Here is a 24,486-nt window from a genome sequence, read left to right on the forward strand (position 1 = left end):
CCTCGGCACACCCGTTACTGCTCACCGGCCTGGCCGCGACCTGATCGCCAAGCCGGCTCAGCCGTTGCCGCCTCCCCCGAACGGGCGCTACCGCTCAGGGGAATCCCAGACCGACTGCATCGCGTTGGGCGGTGCTACAGCGCTACCGGGCCCGGATGGGGTCGACCCCACGGATCGACGCGTCGACGAGCTGGATCGGATGGAACATCGGAACCCCTTCGGGCAGGTACCGGCGTATCTGCAAGAGGCATCCGGGATTGCCTGTGGCCACCGCGTCCGGCGCCACCGACATGACGTTGGCGGTCTTGCGCCGGCCCAGCTCGGCGGCCGGATCGGGCATCACCATGTTGTAGATGCCGGCCGAGCCGCAGCAGATTTCGGCCTCCGGGATGTCGATGACCTCCAGATCCGGAATGGTGCGCAGCACCGCCCGCGGTTGGAGCCGAACGCCTTGGCCGTGACTGAGATGGCAGGCGTCGTGGTAGGCGACGCGGGCCTGGATGGGATGCCGCGGCGCGACGGGCTCCAGGTCGGCGAGCACCTCGGAGATGTCGCGCACCTTGGCCGAGAACGCCGCCGCCCGTTCGGCGTACTTCGGGTCGTCACGCAGCAGGCGGCCGTACTCCTTCATCGTGGAGCCGCAGCCCGCCACGTTCACCACGATGGCGTCGACGTCGGCGCCGTCGAAGTCGTCGATCAGTCGACGGGCCCATTTCAGCGCCTCCGGCTCGCGGCCGGCGTGCTCGCTGAGCGCGCCGCAGCACCGCTGGCCGTGCGGCACAACCACCTCGCAGCCTTCGCTGGCGAGCACGCGCGCTGTCGCTTCGTTGACGTCGCGGAAGAACACCCGCTGAACGCAGCCCTCCAGCATGGCGACGCGCCGCCGCGCCGTGCCCTCGGCGGGGATGAGTGCGGGCAACCGTTGGGTCAGGCCGCGCAGCTGCGCCGGGGGCATCAGCTCCTCGACGGCGCGCAGCCGCGCAGGCAGCCGCTTGCTCAGCCCACTGCGTTCGAGCAAGGTGGGACCGCCTGCGCGCTGGTAGAGGACACCGAGGACGGCGGCGGCGCGCAGCCGGGTCGGGTACGGGAAGAGCTGGAAGATCATTTCCCGGAACGCGCGGTCGGCGGAGCCGCGCCGGTAGTTGCGTTCGATTTGGGGGCGGACCGCCTCGATCAACTCGTCGTACCGCACGCCGGACGGGCACGCCGTCACGCACGCCATGCAGCCCAGGCACGCGTCGAAGTGCTGCACATAGGTGTCGTCGAACGGGACCGCGCCCTCCTTGCCCAGCTTCATCAGGTAGACGCGACCGCGGGGAGAGTCCATCTCCTCGCCCCACAGCGCGTAGGTGGGGCAGGTGGGCAGGCAGAAGCCGCAGTGCACGCAGTCGGAGATCCGCTCGTCGGACGGCGGATGGTGCGCGTCGAAGATACCGGTGGCGTCGGATGAGTGCTCCACGTTTAGGCGCTGGTCCTCGTCGCGGTTAGCGGAATCAGTGGTCATCGGCGAAACTCCATGGGTCGCAGTTGGTTTAGAGCCAGGGGGCAAGGCGGCCGGGGGCACAGCGGCCGTCGGGATCCAGCCGGGCCTTGACGGCACGCAGCAGCCCGACAGACGAGGGTGCCGGGCCGAGCGGGTCGACGTCGGCGTCGACCTCGGCGGGACGCTCCCGCAATGCCACGGTGCCGCCGACGGCCACGATTTCGCGGCGCCACTGGTCGAAGGCCGCCGCCTGTTGCGCCGGCGGTCCGGAGAACCGAGCGGTGTGCAACCCGAGTGCGGCGTGGGACGCCAGCGAGGCGTCCACCCCGGCGGCGTCGGCCGCGCCGGCGAGCGCCGTGGCGACATCGGTCAACCGGCTGGGCAGCGTGCCGGCGAACGCCGTGCTTTGGCCCGACTCCGGCCGGTGGGCCTGGGCGTACTCGTGCCAGAGCGCAGCCTCGTCGGCGTCGGCCAACGCCTGCGGCGCCGCCCCGTCGAGTTGCTCCCGCAGCGCGGCCGTCTGCGCCGCCACCCCGGCGGCGGTGCCCTCGAACCGTACGGCCAGCCGGCCGGGCGGACCTCCGCCGCGGGGGTCGCCGACCCAGTCGACGGCGGCTGGTTCCAGCGGCCCGGCCAGCAGGGCGAGGCTGCGCGCGGTCGCCTCCTGCACCGAGGAGGACATCACGACGGTGGCGCTCGTCTCCGGCAGCGGATGCAGGCGCAGCACGACCTCGGCGATCAAGCCGAGCGTGCCCAGCGACCCGGACACCAGCTTGCTCAGGTCGTAGCCGGCCACGTTCTTGATCACACGCCCGCCCGCGTGGGCCACCGTCCCGTCGGGAAGCACGAGCGTCAGCCCGATGACCAGGTCACGTAGCGCGCCGTACCGCAGCCGGCGCGGGCCGGACTCGCCGGTGGCGAGCAACCCGCCCACGGTCGCCCCGTCTGGTCCGGTGGGCGGGTCGAGCGCAAGCCACTGCCCCGCCTCGGCCAGCCGGTCCTGTAGGGCGCGCAAAGGCATGCCGGCTTGCACCGAGGCGGTCATGTCGGCCGGGTTGTGCTCGAGTAGCTGGTCCAAGCCGGTAGTCTCCAGCACCAGATCCGGGTCGTGCGGTCGGCCGGCCCAGCTCATCTTCGTGCCCGCGCCCCGGAACAGCACGCCGCCACGGCTGTCGCGCAACACTGCGGCGGCCTCGTCGACGCTGGTGGGCCGGCGAACCGTGGAGGAGGCGGTGGAGGTCATGGGGTGTTGCCTCCCTCAGAACCGTTCGATCACGCCGGCTTGCTCGAGCGGGTGCGGCCGCCACGGGCCGGGTCGCTCACCGCAGAGGCGTGGGGTGGGCAGCACCTTGCCTGGGTTGCAGAGTCCCTCGGGGTCGAACGCGGCGCGCACCAGCGCCATCACGGTCAGATCCGAGTCGCTGAACATCTTCGGCATCGAGCAGGCCTTATCGCTGCCGACGCCGTGCTCACCGGTGATGGAACCGCCCTGGGCCACGCACAGCTCGACTATCGCGGTTGCCAGGTGCTCGGCCTTGTCGGCCTGGCCCGGTACGGTGCCGTCGTAGAGCACCAGCGGGTGCAGGTTGCCGTCGCCGGCATGGAAGACGTTGGCCACCCGCAGCCCGGCATCCTTGGCCATCTCCGCGATGCGGGTGAGGGTGACGCCGAGCTTGGTCCGCGGGATGACCCCGTCCTGGACGAAGTAGTCCGGGCTGATGCGACCCATCGCGGCGAAGGCGGCCTTGCGGCCCTTCCAGATCAGCGCGCGCTCGGTCGGGTCCTCGGCGATCCGGATGTGGGTGGTGTGGTTGTCGCGGCAGATCCTCTGGACCCGTTCGAATTCCGCCTCCACTTCTTCCGCGACGCCGTCGAGCTCGACCACCAGCGCGGCCGGTGCGTCGATCGTGTAGCCGGCGGCGGTCGCCTTTTCACACGCTTCGATCGCCAGCCCATCGATCATCTCGACGGCGGCCGGGATGATGCCGGCCGAGATGATGTCGCTGACCGCGTTGCCTGCTTGTTCGGCGTCGGGGAAGTCCGCGACCAGCGTGCGGACGGCCTCGGGCTTGCGCAGCAACCGCACGATGATCTCGGTGACGATGCCGACGGTGCCCTCCGAACCGACGATCACCGCGCGAAGATCCGGCCCGACCTGGTCCAACGAGTCGCCCCCTACGGTCACCACGCTGCCGTCGGCGCACACCATAGTGAGCCCGAGGACGTGGTTAGTGGTGAAGCCGTATTTCAGGCAGTGCGCGCCACCCGAGTTCTCCGCGACGTTGCCGCCGATCGTGCATACGACCTGGCTCGACGGGTCGGGTGCGTAGTACAGGTTGTGGGGGGCCACCGCGGCGGAGATGCCGAGGTTCGTCATCCCCGGTTGAACGACCGCGCGTTGGTTCTCCGCGTCGACGGAGAGGATCGCGCGCATCCGGGACAGCCCGATGACGATCCCGTCGGCGACGGGCAGCGCACCGCCGGACAGGCCCGTCCCCGCACCGCGGGCGACGAAAGGGATCTTCTCCCGCGCGCAGACCCGCACGACTGCCGCGACCTCCTCCGTGCTCGCCGGCAGCACGACCAGCGCGGGAACCACCCGGAATCCGGTCAGCCCGTCACATTCATATGTGCGAAGCTGACCCGGTTCCGAGATGACGCCGCCTTCGCTGACCAACCCGCCGATCTCTCGGCGGACCTCCTCGGTGACCCGCCCCGCGGCCTTCTCGGCGACCAGGTCGAGATACGTCGTTGTCATCGTCATCACCCCCTCGATCCATCAACAATCTGCTCGGAGTCTCTGCTGGTTGACCGGGCGGCCGAGGTGTGGGCGCGGCCACACTCGATGCCCGGACGTTTCGCTGCCGCAGCGGCTGGACTCTTATTTCTACCGCCAGCGGCTGCAATGCGACCGCGGTCCCGTGTCGGCACCAAGCGGGGGCCATCCCATCACTTCCCTGCGGAGACAACTCGCTGCAGTCACCACCGTTCCACTATCAATCCGATGAGGGTGCGGAATGGTCGAAACCCAGGCGTTCTCGCTGCCCATCGCGTCGTCGGCATCCCGAGGGCAACCGGCGTCGCCAAGTGCACGCCCGCCTCAAATCGGCGCTTCTGGTGGTTGGACAGATCTGGGCCGGGTACTCGGTAGCTGCGGCCTTCGAGGTGCCGCGCGGCGATGCGCGGTGACACGACGAATAGGAGGTCGGACGCGTGTGAAAGCCAGCGACGACCAACGCAGCGATGGCGGCGGCATTCATGAAACCTCGGCTTTTCCCTTCGACCTGGACGACGAGTTCGAAAGTCCGACCGGCGCAGTCGAGGACGATAGTTGGGCTGAAGGGTTGCCCGGCGGCGCAGCGCTGCTTGTCGTCGATCGCGGGCGCAATGCTGGAGCGCGCTTCTTGTTGAACGAACCCGTCACAACTGCCGGGCGACTTCCGGGCAGCGACATCTTCCTCGACGACATCACCGTCAGCCGACGACATGCCGAGTTTCGAATGGAACACGGACAACATCGCGTCGTGGACACCGGCAGCCTCAACAAAACCTATGTCAACCGTCGACCTGTGGAATCGGCGATTCTGGCCAACGGCGACCAGATACAAATCGGTCGATTCCGTCTGGTGTTCCTCAACGCGGCCCAACGAGTTGACGCCATGCCACCGTAGCGCCAGGTTTCGCGTGAACGCGAGATTCCTAGCTGTCACGGGATGTCCGGCGCGTGAGTTGTTCGGGTCCGAATCTTCGGCGCCACATTCGACCGTTGTCGGATTATGAACGGTGCTCAACCGTATGCCGAGATGTGTCGCATTCTCCTGACGTCCCCGCGACGCTGTGCCAGCGGTGAACTCCACCGCGTTTGCACATTTCAGCCTTGTGATGCCTCGGCCAGTGTTGCGGCCCTGAATTTCCTGCCCGTGGCGCACGACGCACATATGGGGCGGTGTCCATTGCTGGGATCGCGGTCGATCTCGATGGCGACGTACGACTTGTCGCATATGGCGCATTGAATGCGATCGTTCCAGAGGTCATTCACCTCGCTATGCGGGTCGAAGGGCCGATCGAGGACGGTTTGCCTTCCTCTTCCCGCCGACAGGAATGCGGCATAGCTGACTACAGCCAGCACGAACGTGATGAGCAGCGCCCATGTGGTGGCCAGCCCACTCTTCGACGCGATGAGATAGATCCCGACGCCCGAGGATGCCACCCACGCCGTAAGACCACCAGAACTGGCGTTTCGCACCCGTCCGGGCCGGAACTCGAATGCGTTGCGCGAATTGGAGAGCCGATGGCACGTGATGTGTACCAGTGCGATTCCGACCCAGGCGACGAGGACGGCGCCTTGGTAGGAAAGCCATGTTCCGATGAAACTGAACACGTCGAGGACCATGACGGTGAACGACACCATTCCGACGAAGAGAACCCAAACGAATCTGGGCAATGTCACGTTGAAGGCACGCGAAAAGAAGCTCTGGAAATTCGTGGACGCAAGATAGAAGTTGGCAGTGTTGATTTTAGTCTGCGTGGCCACGATAAAGATCAGACCGAAGATTCCCATCAACTTCACAATGCCGACGACAAGGCCGGCCTCCGTGACTTCCCCGCTGTCCAGCGGAATGGTATGCACGAGATAGATTCCCACCGCACCATTGACGAGTATGGTGAAGAAATAGAATGTGAATCCAAAGGTATGAAGGCCGTTCACGCGGATATCTTGGGTGCGTCCCATTCGCGCGAAGTCGAATGTATAGAGCATATTGGAGAACACGCCCATATAGATGGCAAAGACGAACAGCCAACCTGGTCCACCCATTGCTGTCGGCGCGGTGGGTGTGGAAGTGAGCCAAGCGCTGTTGTAGCCGAATACCGCGGTTGACCAGATCACCGCAGCAATCAGGCCAATCGCGAAGATCGGTAGCAGAAACGCGTTGATCTTCTCCAGCCAAACTCGAACCCCACCCAGCACCAGCGGGATCGCGCATAGAGTCACGATCAGGTACCAGAGTTCAATCGGTCCTCCGAACTGCGTCTGCGCAGCAACTGCGAGCACCGATCCCTCGAACACGGCGAACCAAGTCCCCGTCACGGCAAAGAAGAGTGTCGCGATGGACGCGCCGTAGTAGCCGAACATCGAGCGGGAAAACAGCCCGACCGTCAAGCCGGTCTCCGCAGCGGTCCTCGACATGTAGTAGCAGATCGCACCATGGACCACCACGGCCGCAGCCAGGCCGATGAGTGTCTGCACCGTACCCACCACAAGGGAGGCCCCCGCCGCGACCACCACCCAGAACATCGCTGCCATGACCGCCGACCACGCGAGCGCCATCTTCGGCGAGGACAGCCGCCACGTCCGCGGTACTACATGCAGCGAATAGTCGTCACGAGCCGCCTGCGCAACCACGGCAGGGTCGTCGACCCGTGTTATCTTCAGCACGGGTAGTGGAGATGTTCCAGCGGTCGCGGCACCGAGTGCCGAATGCTCGTTATTTCCAGGCACGTTCAACGGTTTCTCCAATCGACTTGCGATGACTGCAGCGCAGACCCTTCGGTGACGTGGACGACGTGAGCGCCCGATCGGCCGCGACAACCGCGTGGCATCGCGGCATCGGATATGCGCTGCGATCGTTCTCTGTACGCTTTTAACCGTTGCGGCACAGTCGGTTAGCGAGCTGCGCCACCGTCGAGGATTATTCCTGTGTTCGTCAGCCTTGGCCCAGGCGCGAGAAGCATCCCGCCCAGGGCGCGCGGGTCTGGGGCGGTTAGGCAGGGACGGGTGTGCCGCGATGTATCTCGTCGAGGTCGCGGGCGCGTGAGTGGGTGCCGTCACCCGGATCCTTGTGGAAGACACCGTTTTTCATGATGCCGACGATGCGGCTTTGATCCTGCAGGATGGTGATGTCCTGCAGCGGGTCGCCGTCGATGAGGATGATGTCGGCCAAGAATCCGGCCTTGACCTGACCGAGTTCGTCGGGCATCCGCATGATCTGCCCGCCCAGCGCGGTGGCGGCGATGAGGGTCTCGGCAGGGGTGAAGTCGAGCAGCTCGACGAAGTGCTGCAAGTCGCGGGCGTAGGTGCCGTGCGGTGTCCAAGCGAACCCGTAGTCGCCACCGGGCAGAACCCGGATGCCGCGCTGCTTCATCTTCTTCAAACCGTCGATGGCGCATTCGAGTTCGTGCTTGTAGCCGGCGGCTTCCGCCGCCTCGGGCGGGTAGCCGAAGTCAGCGGCGTCGTGCAGCGTGGCGACCAGCCAGTTCAGCCCGGGCGCGACGAAGATCTCGTCCTTCTTGGCTTCGAGCATGTCGAGTCCTTCGTCGTCGATGAAGGAGGCGTGGTAGATGATGTCCACGCCGTTGCGGACCGACATCTTCACCGAGTCACCGGAGCGGGCATGTGAGCACACCCGCAGACCACGGCGATGGGCCTCGGTGGTGGCGGCGAGGGTTTCCTCGTCAGAAAAGTAGTTGTCCTTGGCGTGCTGGTTGCCGGTGATCTCTTCTCCCGACATGGACAGCTTGACCAGGTCGGCACCGAGTTCGACGTTCTTGCGGACCGCCTTGCGCATCCTCAGGCCCGTCGGCGAAGGCCGTGATGCCCTCGACGAGCGCGCCACCGGTGACCGCGATCTCCTGACAATTGGCCAGATACCGTGGACCGGGGATCTGACCGGCGTTGATGGCGTCGCGGATGACCACGTCGAGGCGGGGTTTGGCAGCGGCGGCTCCGACGCACATGGTGTACCCGGAGTCGAGGTAGGTCTGGGCCGAGCGGGCGCACAGCAGCGTGTGTTCCTCGACGCCCATGGAGCCCAGTCCGGGCAGGTCCGCGGAATTCACCCAGGAAAAGTGGGTGTGGGCGTCGCACAGCCCCGACATCAGGAACTTGCCCTGGCCGTCGATGACGCGTCCTTCGCGGGGAAGGTTGTCGGAGCCGGGACGGACTGCGGCAATCCGATTGCCGCGCACCAGGACCTCACCCTCGAAGGGATCGGCCCCTGTCGAATCGAAGACGCGCACGTTGGTGAAGACCGCGGAATTTTCGGTGGGCAGTGCAGAGGACATCGTCGTCACTCCTTCCGGTGGGCAGGTCAGGGGGTGGTGAGGAATTCGATGAGCTGGGCGGTGACGGCGGCGGGGTCTTCGAGGCTGTGCCAGTGCCCGACACCGTCAAGGACGTGCAACTGGGCGTTCGGGTAGATGGACAACAGTTCTTCGTTGGTGGCGACGGGGCTTACCTTGTCCTCGTCACCGGTGATGAGAAGCACTGCTGCGCTGACGGCGGCGAAGTCGGGTTCCACTGCGGCGGCCAGCGCCTCGCATGCTCCTGCGTAGCCTTCGGGGTCTTGGCCCAGGAGCAGTTCCCGGACTGCGGCGACCGCAACGGGCCGATCGGTGTGGGTGACCTTAGACAGCGCCGCGCCGAGGATGGTGTCGGCGACAGCGGACATGCCGCCGCCCCGCACCGTGTGGGCCCGCCCTCTGGTCGCGGTCTTGACCTGCTCGGACTGCGCCCGAACCGCTCCCAGCAGAGCAACTCTGGTGACCCGGTCCGGGTAGCGGGCTGCGAAGGTGTTCGCGACCAGGGTGCCCATCGAGTGGGCGACCAGCGCGGTCTGCTCGATGCCTTCGGCCTCGAGCAGGTCGGCAAGTTCCTGCACCCAGCCGTCGATGGTGGGCCCTCCAGCGTACGGGGAGCGGCCGTGCCCGGACAGGTCATAACGCAGCACAGTGTGGGTCTCGGCCAGTGCGGCCACCTGTGGTTCGTACACAGTGGTGGCACCGCCCAGACCGTGGATCATCACCACAGTCGGCCCCGTCCCGGTCTTTTCGACGAACAGTCGGTGAGTGCCCGCGGCGACCAGGGGGCTGGTAACGGCCGGGTCGGCGATGACGTTGTGGAGTTCACCGAGACCGGTCGCGGTCACTCGGACTTCGTCACCGGGCTGCAGGTATCTGGGAGGATCAAACCCGATCCCGACACCGACCGGGGTGCCGGTGGCAATCACATCGCCGGGCTCCAAGGTGATTCCGGCGGAAAGAGTTTCGATAATGGTCGGCACGTCGAAGATCAACAGCGAGGTGTTGGTGTCCTGGCGCAGTTCGCCGTTGACGCGGGTCTGCAGTTGCAGGTTGGTGATGTCGACCTCGTCTGCGGTCACCGCCCACGGCCCCAGCGGGCAGAACGTGTCGAGCGACTTGCCGATGAACCACTGCTTGTGGTCGCGTTGCAGATCTCGGGCGGTCATGTCGTTGATGAGGGTGTATCCCCAAACGTAGTCGAGCGCGTCGGCTTTGGACACCTTGGACGCGCGCTTGCCGATGATCACGCCGATCTCCCCTTCGTAGTCCAAGGCGGAAGTGATGTCGGTGTGTGGGTCGATGGGATCGCCGGTGGCGATGACCGTGGCGGCGGGCTTGGTGAACACCGCCGGGTACTCAGGCAGGTGTTCTCCGTCGGGGCCGCCAGTGGCGTCGAAGCCGCTGGCCGCGAACTCGGCGGCATGCTCGGCGTAATTCTTGCCGACGCAGAAGATGTTGCGGTGCGGGACGAGCGGCGCGAGCACCTTGCCCGGCTCGGCGGTCGGTGCCGCGATCAACCTGATTGCCGCGCCGGGGCCGGCAGCGATGACCTCCTGCAGGCTGCGAACCGGGGCGCCGGTGTCGGAGAACGACACCGCGCGAGCGGTGCCGTCCTGACCTACTGCGCAGACCCGTGGGCCCTCTGTGTGATCGATTCGTGCAAACCGCACGTGACAACCTCCGTTAACCATTGTGGACCAAACGGCCCGATTCGGTATGTATTGGCAACGATAGGTCGCCAAGATGTGACCGTCAACACTTGGACCCATCGTTTCGTTCTGGCATTGATTCCAAATGCCGTACTATTGGTCCGAATTGGTACTACGGAGGTATGCAGTGACCACGACGGTGGGGCCGGCAGCGGTGGCGTTGCGATTCATCGACCACCTCGTGTCCAACAGCGGACTCAAGCCGGGCGACAAGCTGCCCACCGAGCGAGAACTTGCCGCTCAAGCCGGCGTCAGCCGAGCCGTGATCCGTTCAGTCCTCGATGACCTCGAGGCGCGCGGGGTGCTGCTGCGCCAGGTGGGACGGGGCACGTTCCTGACTCCGAGCCACGCAATGGCTACCGGCGGAGCCGATCACCCCAGCCCCGGCGAGATCATGAGCTCGCGTCTGACGGTTGAGCCCGAACTGCTTCCCTTGGCGGTGGCGGCTGCCACTCATTCCGACATCAGCGAGATGCGCCGCTGTCTGCGCGGGGGTGAACAGGCCCGGACCTCGGAGGAGTTCGAAAGATGGGACATCGCCCTCCATCACAGCTTCGCCCTTGCCACCCACAACGCCGTAATCATCGGTGTGAGCAAGCTACTGATCGACAGCAGGCGACAACCCATCTGGGGAGGGCTCAAGAAGCGGACCTTCAACCCCGAACTTCACCTGGAGTACTGCGCCGAGCACGACCACATCGTGGAGGCGATCGCCGACCGCGACCCCGACAGCGCCCGCCAGGCCATGCGCACCCATCTGCGGCACGTCCGCCGAACGCTCCTGGGTGACAACGAATGACGTGCCGAGTGTTTCGTTTCGTGCGTTGAGGCATCTGCTGAGGATGAGCCCGGTCAGCGTGGAAGGCCTCGGCTGGGCCGACCGCGTCGTCGCCACCCCGAACGCATTCGCCCCCCACCGACGTGGTCGTCCAACCCTTACGGCGTCGGTGTCGGCGTCGTAGGTGCGGGGGCGGCCCAGTCGCCGGGAGATTGCGGCGGCCCCGCGGCCGGGCTGCCGGCGCCGGGTGCCACCGGGGGTAGCGCTGGTGGGCTGGCGCCGAGCCGGCTGGCGGCGAAGTCGACTCCCTGCCTGACCAGATCTGCGTTCTGCGCGTAGCTGTCGTGTGCGGCGAAGTTCAGCCCGTCGGAGCAGACCGCGTCATCGACCGCGCACACTTTGAGGGTCTTGGCGTCATAGGTCGGCCCAATTACGACCGGCGGCTCGCCGAGGAAGTTCATTGCCCGCACATTCGGTACGGCGAACAACACGACGGCGGCGACGTGGTCAGCCACCTCCGGCGCCAGAGGCTTTGGCACGGTCGCGGGGTCAACCCCGTCCGGCACCGCCGCGGAGGTGACGAAACCCATGACCGCCGCCCCCTGGGAGTAGCCGCTCAGGACCATCTTGGTCGTGGGACAGTTCTGCGCCATGGACACCACGTGCGAACCCGCGTCCCGAATCCCTTCCACGCCGGTGGCCCACTCGTCACTGGCCGGGTAGCTCACCGCATAGACATCTAGCGGTCGTGGGCCGAGTCGTGCACGAAGGGAGTCGACGAAGGCTTGTCCGGTCGGCCCGACACCGGGAGCTTCACCGGTACCGCGCGCGAACACCACTTGCACGTCGGGACAGTTCAGCGCCGCGTTCGCCGACCAGTCGCCGACGGAGTTGCCCGCCACGATCATCGCCATTACCGCCGCGATCCGCGCACTCGTATTCAACACTGCCCTCCCTCTCGACGCACCCAGTGGACGCCACTTTCCCTCAGGTCGGGGCGCACCAAACCTGAGTCTGCACATGACTTCGTGCGCACGGTGTCGTGGTGTCGGGCTCCGCCGGCGGCGCACGCGTCGCCAGCGAACCGCCCTACCGTGGGAATCACCTGGCCGGTGATTACCACGACCGCATGCCGCCCAGTCATCGTTTCAGACCGCTGTGCGATAGTTCAATGATGGTCTGGTGATCGTTGCCGTCGAAGGCCAAGCGCGACCGGCACGACGACTTGGTGAAGGCGACAGCACTAGCCTGTGGTGGCCGAATATTTGCCTACTGGCACACAGCGGCCGCTTATTGGATGGGGGCAGTTCCGGCCGGGTGGCACCAAGGCATCGAATTGGAGCAGAACACCGCCCGTAACAAGTTCTCGTCGGCGACGACCCTGCCTCGCACATCTATGTCCGCATCAAGACAGTGGGCGTACGTACTACCTCAGTGCCACCTGCGCCCCACCCGCGGGCGGAACGCGGTCGGGTGGCGCGGCCGTTCACCGTCAAACCGCAGCCACCGCTATCCAGGGTGTCCATCGGTGGCCTGACGCGCTACGTCCACGCGCTCGTCGCGGGGGCGTGGCGCGGACCCCGGCACGACGCTTGGCGCAGGCTATGTCGTTTCAGCTCACCGCGGTGTCGCGTCGGGTGTCCGGTTCGTCGACCGCATCCTCGTCTGGCAGCATTCGCTCGGCACGCGTGCGAAACACAAACCCAGCGACCAGCACGACCGCCAGTACCACGTACACCACGATCGTGACGGGCGTGCTCACCAAGGTGAGGACGTTTCCACCGGCGATGTCGAGGGCGCGCCGGAGCTGGACTTCGGCGAGGGGCCCGAGGATCGCACCGACGATCATCGGCGTGATCGGATATCCGAATCTGCGCATCAGGTAGCCGATCACCCCGATGACCAGTAGCACTGCCACATCGAAGGTGGATCCGTTGATGGCGTAGGTGCCCAACAGGGCGAAGGTCATGATGCCGGCGAAAAGGTAGGGTTTGGGAATCTCCAGGATCTTCACCCAGATTCCCACCAGCGGGAGGTTGAGCGCCAGCAGGATGACGTTGGCGATGAGCAGGCTGGCGATCAGACCCCAAACCAGCGCTGACTGTGTCTGCAGGAGTTGCGGACCCGGCTGAATCCCGTACTGCTGGAACGCGACCAAGATGACGGCCGCGGTTGCCGACGTCGGGATGCCCAACGCCAGGAGGGGCACCAGCGTGCCTGCCGCGTTGGCATTGTTGGCTGCCTCAGGACCCGCCACACCCTCGATCGCTCCGTGGCCGAACTCATCCTTGCGCTTGGAGAGCCGCCGTTCCATCGCGTAGGACAGGAATGTCGGAATCTCAGAACCGCCCGCAGGAATGACGCCGAGCGGGAAGCCGACACCTGTGCCGCGCAGCCATGGCCGCCACGACCGGGACCAGTCCTCGCGCGTCATCCACCTCGCGCCCTTCTTCAGGTGAAGCACATCGAAGTGGCTCGAAACCTGATGTGCCGCCACGTATAGCACCTCACCCACCGCGAACAGCGCCACGATCAGCACCACGGTGTCGATGCCATCCATCAGCGCGACCTGCCCGAAAACCAGCCGCTGCTGACCGCTCTGGAAGTCGATGCCGACGAGGCCGACGACCAGACCGAGGCACATTGAGATGACGCCGCGCAGTGGTGACGACCCAACCAGTGCACTCACCGTGAGGAAGGCGACCACCATCAGCGCGAAGTAGTCAGGCGCCCCGAGCTTGACCGCCACGCTGACCATCCACGGCGCGAAGAAGGCAAGCAACACGGTCGCGATTGTCCCCGCGATGAAGGATCCGATCGCCGCGGTGGCCAGCGCGGCAGCACCTCGACCGCGACGGGCCATCTTGTTGCCGTCGATGGCGGTGATCACGGAACCCGATTCGCCGGGTGTCTTCAATAGGATCGACGTGGTCGAACCGCCGTACATGGCGCCGTAGTAGATACCGGCGAACATGATGAAGGCTGATTCGGGCTCCATGCCGTAGGTCATCGGCAGCAGCAGCGCGATCGTCAATGCGGGACCGATCCCGGGCAACACCCCGATGAGCGTTCCCACGATCGTGCCCAGTAGCGCGAACAACAGCGCTTGCGGGGTGATGGCCACCGCCAGGCCGTGCAACAACCCCTCGATGCCCGACATCAGAAGCCCAGCACCCCGGCCGGAAGATAGATGTCGAGCAAGCGTGTGAAGGCCAGATACACGGCCAGCGACAGCCCCACGGCGATGATCGCGGTGCGCGCGATGTGCCGGGCGCCGAGGGCCCACGCCGTCAGCCAGAAGACAATCGAGCTCACGATCACGTAGCCCAACGGCTCAACGCCGACGATGAACACGAGAACGGCCGCCATGCAGATGGCCAGCGGCACCCACTGCGTCCGGCGTACGTCGACATCGCCTTCGGCCTCGTCGGCCTGACCGAGGCGGCCCCGTGCGATCTGCACCATCAGCGCCGCCGACAGCCCGATGATCGCCACACCGACAACGGTTGGCACAAATCCGGCGCCGACTCCGGACGCCGATCGGGATGCGCTCTGGTGCATTCCGTCTAGCAGCACCACGACGCCGATGCCCAGCAGCGCGACCGCTATCGCGCATTCGCCCCAGGGGATCGACCTCCGCTGCGGTGCGTTGACTGACGACGACTCGGCGGTCACTAACCCGCCTGCTTGGCCAGACCGAGGTCCGTCAAGACGGTCTGCACACGCGCGTTCTCCTCCTTGAGCCAGGTGCCGAACTCGTCACCGGCCAGGAAGTTGTCGTTCCAGCCGTTCTTCTTGACCGCATCCGTCCACGCCGACGAATCGTGCATCCGGGTCATCACGTCGATGTACTGCGCCTTGAGTTGGTCATCGATACCGGACGGCGCCATGATCGATCGCCAGTTCTGGAACTCCAGCTTCGGATCGATCTGCGCTGACATCTGCGCAACCGTGACGCCTTCAACCGGTTTGTTCGATGAGATGAGCAGCCCCTTGAGGTTGCCGTTCTTCATCTGCTCGGCGAACTCGTTGAGCCCCGCCACGCCGGCCTGGACCTTGCCGCCCAGCAATGCCGTCGTTGCCTCCCCGCCGCCGCTGTAAGGGATGTAATTGACGTCGGCCGGCTTGACGCCGTAGTGCTGAGCCAGGAGACCGATGAAGATTTGATCGGCGCTACCGGCCGAACCGCCCGCGACTGCAACCGATTTCGGATTCGCCTTGATCGCGGCGAAGAGTTCGTCGGCGTTATTGAACAGTGCGTTCTTGGGAACGACGATCACCTCGTACTCGCCGATGAGGCGGGCGATCGGAGTGAGATCATCGAGTGTGACGTCCGTGCCGTTGGTGATGATGCCGCTCATCATCGCCAGCCCCGAGGCGATGAGCAGATCACCCTTGCCCTTCTGCGGGGCCACCTGTGCCAGCGCCACAGTGCCCGATGCACCGGGCACGTTTTTGACGTCGACGCTTCGGGCCAGTTGGTCGGCCTTCATCGCTTCCTGGACGGCGCGGGCCGTCTGGTCCCAGCCGCTCCCCGGAGCGGCCGGAGCGATGATCTCGACCCGCGACAGTGCCTTGAAGCTCCCACCGTCCTTGTCGGACGAGCCCGAGTCGGTGTTGTTGCTGCAGGCAGCAAGGGCGAGTGCGGCGGCGACAACCGCCGTGACGGTTCGTGGGGTGCGCATTGGGGTCCCTCCGGGGTGACGGCGGAGTCGAACATTACATTGAACGTATACATGCGACACGGATAACCGCAATGAGCTCTCGAAAATCCCTGGTTGCAAAAGTCGGAGTCCTCGGCGTGTATACACTGGCGCGGTGGCATCCAAGCCGTCAAGTGCCGCAGCGCGGGCCTACGAGCAGCTGCGGTCTGACATTCTCGAGGGGGTGTTCGAGCCGGGGGCCACGCTGTTCGAGGTCGAGCAATCCGAGCGTCTGGGGGTTTCACGCACCCCGGTCCGCGAGGCATTCGGGCGGCTGGTGGCCGAGGGATTGCTCGACGACCGTCGCGGCCGGGGGCTCGCCGTCACTGACGTCTCCGACCGTGACATCGACGCGTTGTACGAGATGCGCACCTGCCTGGAGGCCCAGGCCGCGCAACTTGCCGCACGGCACGCGGACCCCGAGATCTTCACCGGTTATGCCCGGGATTTCCAGCAGTGGCATGCGTCGCTTGACGATCCGGCGGTGAGCGAACAGCAGATCAATGACTACTACACGCTGATCCGCCGGTTCGATGACGCCGTGGACACCGCGGCAAGCAACGTGTACCTGGTCGACGCCCTCGACGTGCTCCGCACCCATGTGACCAGGGTGCGGAGGAAGGCCGGCGCTTCTCGGATGAGGTTGGCGGCGTCCGCGCTCGAGCACGCGCTCATCGCGTCGGCGATCGCCAACCATGATGCGGCGCTCGCGACGCATGCCACACACGTCCATCTGCACAACAGTCTCGAGCACTTCCGCCACGACTACACCGGCCTCGGTGCCGGCTGATATCAGGAAGGACAACGCCTTACATGCGCTACCACCGCGTTCGAGTCCACCGCAGCGAGGAAGGGCTGGCCCGCCACGAGCAACTCGCCTGGGCGATGGCCGAAGTCGCGGCCGACCCGGTCGACGTCAGCGATGAGGTGACCGCGATGATCGTCAACCGCTTCATCGACAACGCGGGCGTCGCCGCCGCCTCGGTGGGCCGATCGGCGCCGTCGGCGGCGCGTGAGCAGGCGGTCGCGCACCTGGCGAGCACCGGAGGGGCCGGTTCGACGCTTTTCGGCGTCGACGCCGGTGTGCGCACCAGCCCCGAGTGGGCCGCCTATGCCAACGGCGTTGCGGTGCGCGAGTTGGATTTTCACGACACATTCCTGGCGGCCGACTACTCGCATCCTGGTGACAATATTCCGCCGGTCGTTGCGGTGGGCCAGCATGTCGGAGCCGACGGCCGGTCGATTGTGCGCGGCATCGCCACCGGCTACGAGCTCCAGATCGACCTGGTCCGGGCAATCAGCTTGCACAAGCACAAGATCGACCACGTCGCGCACCTCGGGCCATCGGCCGCGGCGGGAGTCGGCACGATGCTCGGGGTACCCGCCGAAGTCATCTACCAGGCAATCGGACAGGCGCTGCATACGACGACGGCAACGCGCCAGTCCCGCAAGGGTGAGATCTCCTCGTGGAAGGCCTATGCGCCCGCGTTTGCCGGCAAGGTCGCCGTCGAGGCGGTGGACCGGGCGATGCGGGGCCAGGCCAGCCCGTCACCGATCTACGAGGGCGAGGACGGCGTGATCGCCTGGCTGCTCGACGGGCCCGAGGCCAGCTATCAGGTGCCGCTGCCGGAGCCTGGCGAGCCCAAACGCGCGATCCTCGACAGCTACACGAAGGAACACTCCGCCGAGTACCAAGCGCAGGCTTGGATAGATCTCGCCCGCAGGCTTTTTCGAGAACATCGAGACATCGCGGACCCCGAGGGTATCGACACCGTCGTCATCCACACTTCCCACCACACGCACCATGTCATCGGCTCGGGGGCCGCAGACCCGCAAAAGTACGACCCGCACGCGTCGCGCGAAACCCTTGATCATTCGCTGCCGTACATCTTCGCGGTGGCGTTGCAGGACGGAACGTGGCATCACGAAGCCTCGTACACCGCCGAGCGAGCCTCACGCCCCGACACCATCGCACTGTGGCGCAAGATCAGCACGGTCGAGGACGAGGAATGGACGGCGCGTTATCACGCGGCAGGAGCAGACCAGTCCTACGGCGGACGAGTGGTGATCACGCTCACCGACGGGCGCACCATAGTCGACGAAATCAGCGTCGCCGACGCACATCCCAACGGGGCCCGGACGTTTGGGCGCGATCAGTACCTACAGAAGTTCCGCAGCCTCGCCGTCCCGACGCTCGGCGAGGACGAGGCGGAACGATTCCTCGCGCTCGCGTTGCGCCTGCCGGAGCTCGGGCCAAAAGAGTTGCAGCAGTTGACCTTTACCGCCCTACCCGGTGCGCTGCCCCCACCCGGGCCACCCGGGATCTTCTGACGAGGAGTGAGCGTGCTTTACGCGACGACGACACCGGCGGACAAGAGGGCCAAGCTTCGGGAGCGGCTGGTTTCGGGTGAGTTGATGCAGTTTCCCGGAGCGTTCAATCCATTGTCGGCCAGGCTGATCGAACGATGGGACTTCGACGGTGTCTATGTCTCCGGTGCGGTGTTGAGCGCCGACCTAGGGCTTCCCGACATCGGGTTGACGACGTTGACGGAGGTCGCCACCCGCACCCGCCAGATCGCCAGGACGACTGAGTTACCGGTGTTGGCCGACGCCGACACCGGTTTCGGCGAACCGATGAACGTCGCCCGCACGGTCCAGGAGCTCGAAGACGCCGGGGTCGCGGCGCTGCACATCGAGGACCAGGTCAACCCGAAGCGATGCGGTCATCTCGACGGCAAGCAAGTAGTCGACGACGCCACGGCAGTCAAGCGCATCCGCGCCGCCGTCGACGCGCGGCGGGACCCGAACCTCGTGCTCATCGGCCGCACCGACATCCGAGCGGTGGAAGGTATCGAGGTGACGATCGATCGCGCGGCGCGGCTCGTCGACGCGGGCGCTGACGCGGTCTTCCCCGAAGCACTCGGATCACTCGAGGAGTTCGCAGCGGTCCGCTCGGCCATCGACGCGCCGATTATGGCCAACATGACCGAATTCGGCAAAAGCGAGCTGTTCACCAGCGAGCAGCTGCGCAACGTCGGGGTCAATGTGGTGATCTGGCCGGTGTCATTGCTGCGAATGGCCATGGGTGCCGCCGAACAGGCACTGAGAACGCTTCGGACCGAGGGCACACTGGCGTCGCTTGTGGGTCAGATGCAGCACCGCCGAGATCTTTACGACCTCATCGACTACGAGGACTACAACAGGTTTGATGAGTCCATCTTCAACTTCCGCGTCGCCGACTGACCGAGAGTGTGCCGGCGTGATGAGCACGATCGGGTTATTGCCGGCACCGTGAGCATCCACGGGAAGCGTTCAGCGCGGGTGCCCACACAACAGATCCGGCGACTGCGGTGACGGCATCATCGCCGTGATCACCCACGAATACACGGTGACCATCACCAGAAGCGGTGGGCAGATGTAGGCCGATCATCGGCGTACCGAACGGCCTTTAGTTGCGCGGCCTGCTCGGCGGACATCGTGCCCACCTCGCCGGTCAGCGATTGCTTGACGGCGAACACGGCGTCGGAGTCCAAGTAAGGACTCCCCGGTATGAAGATATGTGTGGCCAACGGTTTTCAGCCGGAAGTCTCGTTCGACGCCACGCGTTGGGTATTCGACCAGTTCGGTGCTCGGCCCAATCTGGCCCGCCTGGTGCTCCGCGCCCGCTTCGTCGAACCCGGACACCGACAGGACGATCCGTTCCCGCGTTTCCGATAGAGGCGCAGTCACTGGTCGGGCCGGCGCGGCGGACGTTGGTCGTTCTGGTTGTTCACCGCGACGGCGTCTGCGCGCCGTATTTGTCGTGCCAGTCCACCACTCATAGGGTGGGCTCTGTGGATAGCCCTCGGGCGAATCCTCCCACTCCTCTTGGCGACCAAGCGCAGTCATGTCGAGAAAGTTCCAGGTATTCACAAACACCTCATCGCCGCGGCCGCTGATGAAATAGGTGCGGAACGCGTTGTCCCCATCGCGGATAAACGCATTCGTGCCGTGCCAATCTTCGACGCCGAAATCTTTGTCGAAATCGTCGGTGATGGTGTACCAAGGGATTTGATTCCAGCCCATCCGCGCCTTCATCCGGTCGAGGTCGGCCTGTGAAGCCCGGGAGGCGTAGACCAGCGTGGTGTCGCGGGCGTTCAGATGGGCAAGGTTGCCAATGTGGTCGGCCATCAAAGAGCAACCCACGCACCCGTGATCGGGCCAGTCGCCGTCCGACGTGCCCGGTTCGATGAATGCTCGGTAGATGATGAGCTGGCGGCGCCCCTCGAACAGGTCAACCAGGGTCACGCTGCCCTCGGGCCCACCGAACATGTACTCCTTCTCCACCGCCATCCAGGGCATTCGGCGGCGCCGCGCGGCCAGCTCGTCACGGGCACGCTGTAGCTCCTTCTCCTTGACGAGCATCTCTTGGAGCGCAACCTCCCATTCGTGCGCCGACACAATCGGAGGTGTTTTCATCCGATTCTCCTTCCGCTTCTGCTGCAGCAGTTCTCGCCGAGTCCGGCGAACAACGCATCATCAACGTTCAACAGTGCTGTTGAATATCTAGTCCTCAGCACATCATGAGCGACAGCTATAGTCAACAAGATGGTTGAAGATCAGGTGTTGGATCGCGCCTATGCCGCGCTCGCCGATCCCACCCGCCGTCGGCTGCTGGAGACGCTCCGCCAGGGTGACGCCCGCATCACCGACTTGGCCGCACCGCTGACGATGACGTTCGCCGGCGTATCGCGCCATATTGGCGTGTTGGAGTCGGCTGGACTCGTGCACCGCGAGGTGCGCGGTCGCGAGCACTGGCTTTCCCTGCAGCCGGACGGATTGACGATGGCCCAGCGGTGGATCAACGAGCAGACCGATTTCTGGTCGACACGTGCGGACGCGTTGTCGGCGCGGCTGCGCCGACAGCGGCATGCGCGATGAACAATGGGCCGATTGCCCGCGTGCAACGGGTCATGCTCGCCGCACCAGACGTGGTGTTCGACCAATGGCTGGATCCGGAGTCATTGGCGGAGTGGATGTGCCCACGCCCCACCCGCGTTGTCGACCTCACCGTCGAACCCCGCCCAGGGGGGAGCGTGCGCTTCGACATCGACGAATTGGGCACTCGCTTTCTGATCACCGGACGTTTCCTGGCCATCGAACCCCCACACCTGCTGCGCTTCACGTGGAGCGATTCGAGCTGGCCGGATCCGACCGCGGCCAGTATCGTCACCGTCGCCTTCGAACCACTCGACAACGATCAGACACTCATGACCATCGAGCATTCCCTCCTGCCCCCCGACGCTTTCGACGAATACCAAAACGGGTGGGCGGGCGTCTGCGATCAGCTCACCGCCTTTCTGCGCAGGCTGCACAGGATCAACCACGAGTAGCCCGCCGATCGCGTGAATTCACTGACACGCACACGCCAATCTCATTGTGGATCCTGATCGTGGCTCAATGGGAAGGGTTGCGGCATCAGAAGAGATGGCTGCATGGTGCATCGCTGCTGAGCTGGGCGGGTATAGAAGAGTCATTCGTCTAGCCAACCGACCGAGAGGTATCCGATGTCGACGTCCCCGTTGTCTGACTCAGCCAAGGAAATGCTGCTCAAGGCCAACCCGGCGGTGATCAGCACCGTCCGATCCGACGGCCAGCCGGTTTCAGCGGCGACGTGGTATCTCCTGCGCGGAGATCACCTTATGGTCAACATGGACCACGGCCGTAAGCGTCTGGAACACCTCAGAAACCACCCCCGCGTGTCACTGACGGTGCTCGACGACGCAGACTGGTACACCCACGTGACCATCATCGGAAGGGTCACGCAAATGTACGACGACGATTCTCTGGCTGACATCGACGCGCTGTCCCGCCACTACACCGGCCAGGAATACCCTCGACGCGACCGGTCCCGCATCAGTGCGCTGATCGAGGTCGACCGAGTTCACGGCTGGGGATCGCAGAAGAACAACGATCAGGCGGACGGTCGGCAGTAAGAAGCGTCAGGGGCGGCTCGGAAGTCCGACGGTCTTCTCGCGGGCGATCGGCACGCATACCGTGTGAGCCAGTCGATTACGCTGGCTAACCGGTGGGCGCAGCGTTGACCCCGCTCCCTTGGATCAGTATCTGCTCGGAGGAGATGTGTATGCGTCGGCGGCGGCCGAGATGGGCGATGACGAGGATGACACTCGTCTGTGTGGCGCTGCTCGTGAGCGGCTGTGAGGCACAGGTCTGGGGTACGCCGCCGGCCGCTGAGAACACCCCGCAGGCACCAGTGCGGCCCGAGGCCCCACCCGGCCAGCCGACGGCCTCACTCGACGGACTCGACGCCCGCGTTCGTCAAGCCACCGCCGACGCGGCGAAATCTGGGGCCGATATCGAAACCGTTGTGCTGGACCGCAACACCGGACAGATCGTCTCCAACGGGGGCGGCAAGCCCTTCCCGATCGCGTCCGTGGTCAAGCTGTTCATCGCCGACGACGTGCTGCTGCAGGAGTCGGAGGGCAAGATGAAACTATCCGATGCCGACCGCAAGTCACTCGACGTCATGCTGCGCTCCTCCGATGACAGCGCGGCCCAGATCTTCTGGAACCGCAGCGGTCAAAACGCCGTCATCGCGCGTGTCGTGGCTCGGTACGGGTTAACGGGCACGACGGCACCCTCCAACGGACACTGGGACGTCACGCTGAGCACCGCAAGCGATCTGGTCCGCTACTACGACATGCTGTTGGACGGCACCGGTGGGCTGCCACCCGAACAGGCCAACGTCATCATCAGCGACCTCGCGCAATCCACACCGACGGGAACCGACGGGTACCCGCAGCGGTTCGGCATCCCCGATGGGCTCTATGCCGAGCCGGTTGCGGTCAAGCAGGGCTGGTTCTGCTGCTGGAACGGCGCCAACCAGTTGCACGTGTCCACCGGCGCGATCGGACCCGAACGCCGCTACGTGATGGCGATCAGCTCCCTAGAACCCGACGACGCCGCCGCCGCCCGCGAGACCGTCACTCAGGCCGTCAAGACAATGTTCCCAGGCGGCAAGATCTAACGCCGCCGGATTCCAACCGCAGGATTTCGTAAGAGGGATCGCAGTCCGGACTGTAAGCCCTCCAGCCTCGGCGGTTCTGCCCCGTACCGCCAGGGGCGACACTCGATGGCGGACCGAGCCGCCCGTTACCTCAGGCCCGCTTCCCGAGGCGGGTCCCGCTCTCCATGGTGACGGCCAGCAGGTCGCTCGGCCCATCCAACTCGATGCGGTGCCAGCGGCCACCCAGCACCGCGACGGACAACGTGCATTGTGTCCGACGCCGACTTCGGAAGGCCCTTCCACGCCCCGGGCCCGGCACCAGCCGTGGCCGTGGCGGTGGAAATAGATGTTTCGGCTTCGCGTCACGTAGATCGCGAACCGGACACACCCAGCGGACGCTACACACATAACAGCAGCCACATTGTTAACGTCGTCAAGTGCAGGACTCGTCGGGGACCACCAACCCGCGGCCATCGCGCCCGATTTCCCGGCGCGACGCACTACGCTGCGTCGCCGCTGCGTCGACGCTGGCCGGGCTGGGTGCCGCAGCAGCAGGTGTTGGCGCGCCCGCGGCATCGGCCGCCGCTCCCACACTGATCGACTTCGCCATGCGTCAGGTTGCGGCCCGGGATATCCGGGCCGCAGGCCACTCCGGGGTCATCAACTACGTCTCGACGTCGCGGCCCGGCTCGTCCTTCGGCGCCAAGCCCATCACCCTGCCCTACGCGCAGTCACTGACCGCCGCTGGGCTGGTGATCGTCAGCAACTATCAATACGGCAAGCCGGGCGGGACCGCACCGTCGGACTTCACCCGCGGGTACGCCGGAGGGGTCGCCGACGCGCGTACCGCTTGGCAGCTGCATACCGCCGCGGGTGGCGGCCGCAGTGCGCCGATCTTCTTCAGCGTCGACGACGACATCGACCGCAACACCTGGGACACCGTGGCGCTGCCATGGTTTCGCGGAATCAATTCGGTGATCGGCGTGCAGCGCACCGGCATCTACGGCGGTATCAATACGTGCCAGTGGGCCACTGCCGACGGAGTGATCGGACGTTCACGCTCGCCCGGCCGCGTCTGGGCGTGGCAGACGCGTTCGTGGTCGCGCGGCCAGATCTATCCCGCCGCCGTTCTCTACCAGCGCGTGGTGAGCACCGCGTCGAATCCAGGCCCGCTGGTCGGCGGGCTCGAAGTCGACGTCAACGACGTCCTGGCCCCGGATTGTGGCCAGTGGAACCTGCATCCGTGAGGCCGTAACCCACCCAAGCTGTGGCAAGCTGACCAAACCGACCACGCCGATATTCGTCCCGCACTATAAGCAGCCATCAGCCCAGTGAGTGTGGTGGCAGAAACAAACGAACGCCCCGTTGTAGGTCACCCACTGGGCGTAAAACGCTGTCGCAGAGAGTGTTCGGGTAGGTTGCCTGATGGGCATCGCGGCTCAGCCTGCCGGTTCGGGCGACATGATCTTTGGCACCCGGCCGCGCGACGGACGCTAGCCCAGGAGTCGGGGCGGCCGACTGTCGGTGAGGGAGCGATCAGTTCTGATGCGCAAACCGTTAGGCGGACGCGTGAGCCCATGCTGGCTTTTCTCACTTTCGTGTCCGCCACTGAAACACGCTCGACTTCGCATACAGAGCGGCTGGATGGGAACCTTGAAGCTTGTATCCGGTACGCCGAGTACGTGTCTGGTCCGTTTGCCACTTCGGCCGGCGGCTTGCCAACTGCG

The 24,486-nt window shown here is 65.4% G+C and carries 23 protein-coding genes and 1 pseudogene; 11 read left to right on the top strand and 13 right to left on the bottom strand.

Going from position 1 to position 24,486, the window contains the following annotated elements:
• Nucleotides 1-142: 142 nt before the first annotated feature.
• Genes ACVWWN_RS03300 through ACVWWN_RS03310 form a run of 3 tightly spaced genes read right to left on the bottom strand, consistent with a single transcriptional unit; the run spans nt 143 to nt 4,241 of the window.
• On the bottom strand, nt 143-1,504 hold the full coding sequence (locus ACVWWN_RS03300) for a (Fe-S)-binding protein (RefSeq protein WP_457142616.1): 1,362 nt from the start codon (nt 1,502-1,504) through the stop codon (nt 143-145).
• Nucleotides 1,505-1,532: 28 nt separating this feature from the next.
• On the bottom strand, nt 1,533-2,726 hold the full coding sequence (locus ACVWWN_RS03305; RefSeq protein ID WP_457142617.1) for an FAD-binding oxidoreductase: 1,194 nt from the start codon (nt 2,724-2,726) through the stop codon (nt 1,533-1,535).
• A 15-nt stretch (nt 2,727-2,741) separates the two neighbouring features.
• A complete protein-coding gene (locus ACVWWN_RS03310) occupies nt 2,742-4,241 on the bottom strand; it encodes an FAD-linked oxidase C-terminal domain-containing protein (RefSeq protein ID WP_457142618.1) in 1,500 nt (499 codons plus the stop codon).
• A 457-nt stretch (nt 4,242-4,698) separates the two neighbouring features.
• Here ACVWWN_RS03310 and ACVWWN_RS03315 point away from each other — a divergent pair, with 457 nt between their 5' ends.
• A complete protein-coding gene (locus tag ACVWWN_RS03315; protein WP_457142619.1) occupies nt 4,699-5,154 on the top strand; it encodes an FHA domain-containing protein in 456 nt (151 codons plus the stop codon).
• A 200-nt stretch (nt 5,155-5,354) separates the two neighbouring features.
• On the opposite strand, the gene ACVWWN_RS03320 is transcribed toward ACVWWN_RS03315, so the two are convergent.
• The 4 genes from ACVWWN_RS03320 to ACVWWN_RS03335 all read right to left on the bottom strand — a co-directional run bounded on the left by ACVWWN_RS03320 (nt 5,355) and on the right by ACVWWN_RS03335 (nt 10,233).
• On the bottom strand, nt 5,355-7,001 hold the full coding sequence (locus tag ACVWWN_RS03320) for a thiamine permease (protein WP_457142620.1): 1,647 nt from the start codon (nt 6,999-7,001) through the stop codon (nt 5,355-5,357).
• Nucleotides 7,002-7,245: 244 nt separating this feature from the next.
• A complete protein-coding gene (locus ACVWWN_RS03325) occupies nt 7,246-8,049 on the bottom strand; it encodes an amidohydrolase family protein (RefSeq protein WP_457142621.1) in 804 nt (267 codons plus the stop codon).
• A complete protein-coding gene (locus ACVWWN_RS03330) occupies nt 7,937-8,545 on the bottom strand; it encodes a hypothetical protein (protein ID WP_457142622.1) in 609 nt (202 codons plus the stop codon). Before ACVWWN_RS03330 ends, ACVWWN_RS03325 begins: the two co-directional genes overlap by 113 nt.
• A 26-nt stretch (nt 8,546-8,571) precedes the next feature.
• Nucleotides 8,572-10,233 (bottom strand): bifunctional fumarylacetoacetate hydrolase/alpha/beta hydrolase family protein, encoded by a 1,662-nt coding sequence (locus ACVWWN_RS03335; protein WP_457142623.1) that lies wholly within the window; start codon nt 10,231-10,233, stop codon nt 8,572-8,574.
• 166 nt (nt 10,234-10,399) lie between these two features.
• Between ACVWWN_RS03335 and ACVWWN_RS03340 the strand changes: the two genes are divergently transcribed.
• On the top strand, nt 10,400-11,071 hold the full coding sequence (locus tag ACVWWN_RS03340; protein ID WP_457142624.1) for a FadR/GntR family transcriptional regulator: 672 nt from the start codon (nt 10,400-10,402) through the stop codon (nt 11,069-11,071).
• 137 nt (nt 11,072-11,208) lie between these two features.
• On the opposite strand, the gene ACVWWN_RS03345 is transcribed toward ACVWWN_RS03340, so the two are convergent.
• The 4 genes from ACVWWN_RS03345 to ACVWWN_RS03360 form a co-directional block, all read right to left on the bottom strand.
• Complete coding sequence (locus tag ACVWWN_RS03345; protein ID WP_457148981.1) at nt 11,209-11,964, bottom strand: cutinase family protein; 756 nt, start codon at nt 11,962-11,964, stop codon at nt 11,209-11,211.
• 698 nt (nt 11,965-12,662) lie between these two features.
• Entirely contained in the window at nt 12,663-14,210 is a 1,548-nt protein-coding gene (locus ACVWWN_RS03350; protein ID WP_457142625.1) for a tripartite tricarboxylate transporter permease, read from the bottom strand.
• Nucleotides 14,210-14,725, bottom strand: a complete 516-nt coding sequence (locus tag ACVWWN_RS03355) for a tripartite tricarboxylate transporter TctB family protein (protein ID WP_457142626.1) — start codon at nt 14,723-14,725, stop codon at nt 14,210-14,212. The genes ACVWWN_RS03350 and ACVWWN_RS03355 overlap by 1 nt, the downstream gene beginning before the upstream one ends.
• A complete protein-coding gene (locus ACVWWN_RS03360) occupies nt 14,725-15,735 on the bottom strand; it encodes a Bug family tripartite tricarboxylate transporter substrate binding protein (RefSeq protein ID WP_457142627.1) in 1,011 nt (336 codons plus the stop codon). Before ACVWWN_RS03360 ends, ACVWWN_RS03355 begins: the two co-directional genes overlap by 1 nt.
• A 133-nt stretch (nt 15,736-15,868) precedes the next feature.
• Between ACVWWN_RS03360 and ACVWWN_RS03365 the strand changes: the two genes are divergently transcribed.
• Genes ACVWWN_RS03365 through prpB form a run of 3 tightly spaced genes read left to right on the top strand, consistent with a single transcriptional unit; the run spans nt 15,869 to nt 18,996 of the window.
• Nucleotides 15,869-16,543 (top strand): GntR family transcriptional regulator, encoded by a 675-nt coding sequence (locus ACVWWN_RS03365; protein WP_457142628.1) that lies wholly within the window; start codon nt 15,869-15,871, stop codon nt 16,541-16,543.
• 23 nt (nt 16,544-16,566) lie between these two features.
• Entirely contained in the window at nt 16,567-18,084 is a 1,518-nt protein-coding gene (locus tag ACVWWN_RS03370; protein ID WP_457142629.1) for an MmgE/PrpD family protein, read from the top strand.
• Between the two features lie 6 nt (nt 18,085-18,090).
• A complete protein-coding gene (gene prpB, locus ACVWWN_RS03375) occupies nt 18,091-18,996 on the top strand; it encodes a methylisocitrate lyase (RefSeq protein WP_457142630.1) in 906 nt (301 codons plus the stop codon).
• A 152-nt stretch (nt 18,997-19,148) separates the two neighbouring features.
• On the opposite strand, the gene ACVWWN_RS03380 is transcribed toward prpB, so the two are convergent.
• A complete protein-coding gene (locus ACVWWN_RS03380) occupies nt 19,149-19,286 on the bottom strand; it encodes a hypothetical protein (protein ID WP_457142631.1) in 138 nt (45 codons plus the stop codon).
• A gap of 16 nt (nt 19,287-19,302) precedes the next feature.
• Between ACVWWN_RS03380 and ACVWWN_RS03385 the strand changes: the two genes are divergently transcribed.
• Nucleotides 19,303-19,470 carry a hypothetical protein gene (locus tag ACVWWN_RS03385; RefSeq protein WP_457142632.1) on the top strand — a complete coding sequence of 56 codons (168 nt, stop codon included), beginning with the start codon at nt 19,303-19,305 and terminating at the stop codon, nt 19,468-19,470.
• Between the two features lie 52 nt (nt 19,471-19,522).
• On the opposite strand, the pseudogene ACVWWN_RS03390 reads toward ACVWWN_RS03385, so the two are convergent.
• Nucleotides 19,523-20,211 (bottom strand): annotated as a pseudogene (locus ACVWWN_RS03390) (DUF899 domain-containing protein).
• Nucleotides 20,212-20,340: 129 nt separating this feature from the next.
• On the opposite strand from ACVWWN_RS03390, the gene ACVWWN_RS03395 reads away from it, so the two are divergent.
• From ACVWWN_RS03395 to ACVWWN_RS03415, 5 genes are all read left to right on the top strand, one after another.
• Nucleotides 20,341-20,673 carry an ArsR/SmtB family transcription factor gene (locus ACVWWN_RS03395; protein ID WP_457142633.1) on the top strand — a complete coding sequence of 111 codons (333 nt, stop codon included), beginning with the start codon at nt 20,341-20,343 and terminating at the stop codon, nt 20,671-20,673.
• A complete protein-coding gene (locus ACVWWN_RS03400; RefSeq protein WP_457142634.1) occupies nt 20,670-21,125 on the top strand; it encodes an SRPBCC family protein in 456 nt (151 codons plus the stop codon). The genes ACVWWN_RS03395 and ACVWWN_RS03400 overlap by 4 nt, the downstream gene beginning before the upstream one ends.
• Nucleotides 21,126-21,299: 174 nt before the next feature.
• Entirely contained in the window at nt 21,300-21,728 is a 429-nt protein-coding gene (locus ACVWWN_RS03405) for a PPOX class F420-dependent oxidoreductase (RefSeq protein ID WP_457142635.1), read from the top strand.
• A 149-nt stretch (nt 21,729-21,877) separates the two neighbouring features.
• Nucleotides 21,878-22,780, top strand: a complete 903-nt coding sequence (locus ACVWWN_RS03410; protein WP_457142636.1) for a serine hydrolase — start codon at nt 21,878-21,880, stop codon at nt 22,778-22,780.
• 416 nt (nt 22,781-23,196) lie between these two features.
• Complete coding sequence (locus ACVWWN_RS03415; protein WP_457142637.1) at nt 23,197-24,006, top strand: DUF1906 domain-containing protein; 810 nt, start codon at nt 23,197-23,199, stop codon at nt 24,004-24,006.
• The last annotated feature ends 480 nt before the right edge of the window (nt 24,007-24,486 follow it).

It is taken from the genome of Mycobacterium sp. URHB0021 (assembly GCF_054057895.1).

Excerpts from the sequence above, each read along its gene's own strand:
- ACVWWN_RS03300 (WP_457142616.1), bottom strand. The coding sequence starts at position 1,504 with ATGACCACTGATTCCGCTAACCGCGACGAGGACCAGCGCCTAAACGTG.
- ACVWWN_RS03305 (WP_457142617.1), bottom strand. The coding sequence starts at position 2,726 with ATGACCTCCACCGCCTCCTCCACGGTTCGCCGGCCCACCAGCGTCGAC.
- ACVWWN_RS03310 (WP_457142618.1), bottom strand. The coding sequence starts at position 4,241 with ATGACAACGACGTATCTCGACCTGGTCGCCGAGAAGGCCGCGGGGCGG.
- ACVWWN_RS03325 (WP_457142621.1), bottom strand. The coding sequence starts at position 8,049 with ATGCGCAAGGCGGTCCGCAAGAACGTCGAACTCGGTGCCGACCTGGTC.
- ACVWWN_RS03330 (WP_457142622.1), bottom strand. The coding sequence starts at position 8,545 with ATGTCCTCTGCACTGCCCACCGAAAATTCCGCGGTCTTCACCAACGTG.
- ACVWWN_RS03345 (WP_457148981.1), bottom strand. The coding sequence starts at position 11,964 with ATGGCGATGATCGTGGCGGGCAACTCCGTCGGCGACTGGTCGGCGAAC.
- ACVWWN_RS03350 (WP_457142625.1), bottom strand. The coding sequence starts at position 14,210 with ATGTCGGGCATCGAGGGGTTGTTGCACGGCCTGGCGGTGGCCATCACC.
- ACVWWN_RS03360 (WP_457142627.1), bottom strand. The coding sequence starts at position 15,735 with ATGCGCACCCCACGAACCGTCACGGCGGTTGTCGCCGCCGCACTCGCC.
- ACVWWN_RS03370 (WP_457142629.1), top strand. The coding sequence starts at position 16,567 with ATGCGCTACCACCGCGTTCGAGTCCACCGCAGCGAGGAAGGGCTGGCC.
- ACVWWN_RS03385 (WP_457142632.1), top strand. The coding sequence starts at position 19,303 with ATGAAGATATGTGTGGCCAACGGTTTTCAGCCGGAAGTCTCGTTCGAC.
- ACVWWN_RS03395 (WP_457142633.1), top strand. The coding sequence starts at position 20,341 with ATGGTTGAAGATCAGGTGTTGGATCGCGCCTATGCCGCGCTCGCCGAT.
- ACVWWN_RS03400 (WP_457142634.1), top strand. The coding sequence starts at position 20,670 with ATGAACAATGGGCCGATTGCCCGCGTGCAACGGGTCATGCTCGCCGCA.
- ACVWWN_RS03405 (WP_457142635.1), top strand. The coding sequence starts at position 21,300 with ATGTCGACGTCCCCGTTGTCTGACTCAGCCAAGGAAATGCTGCTCAAG.
- ACVWWN_RS03410 (WP_457142636.1), top strand. The coding sequence starts at position 21,878 with ATGCGTCGGCGGCGGCCGAGATGGGCGATGACGAGGATGACACTCGTC.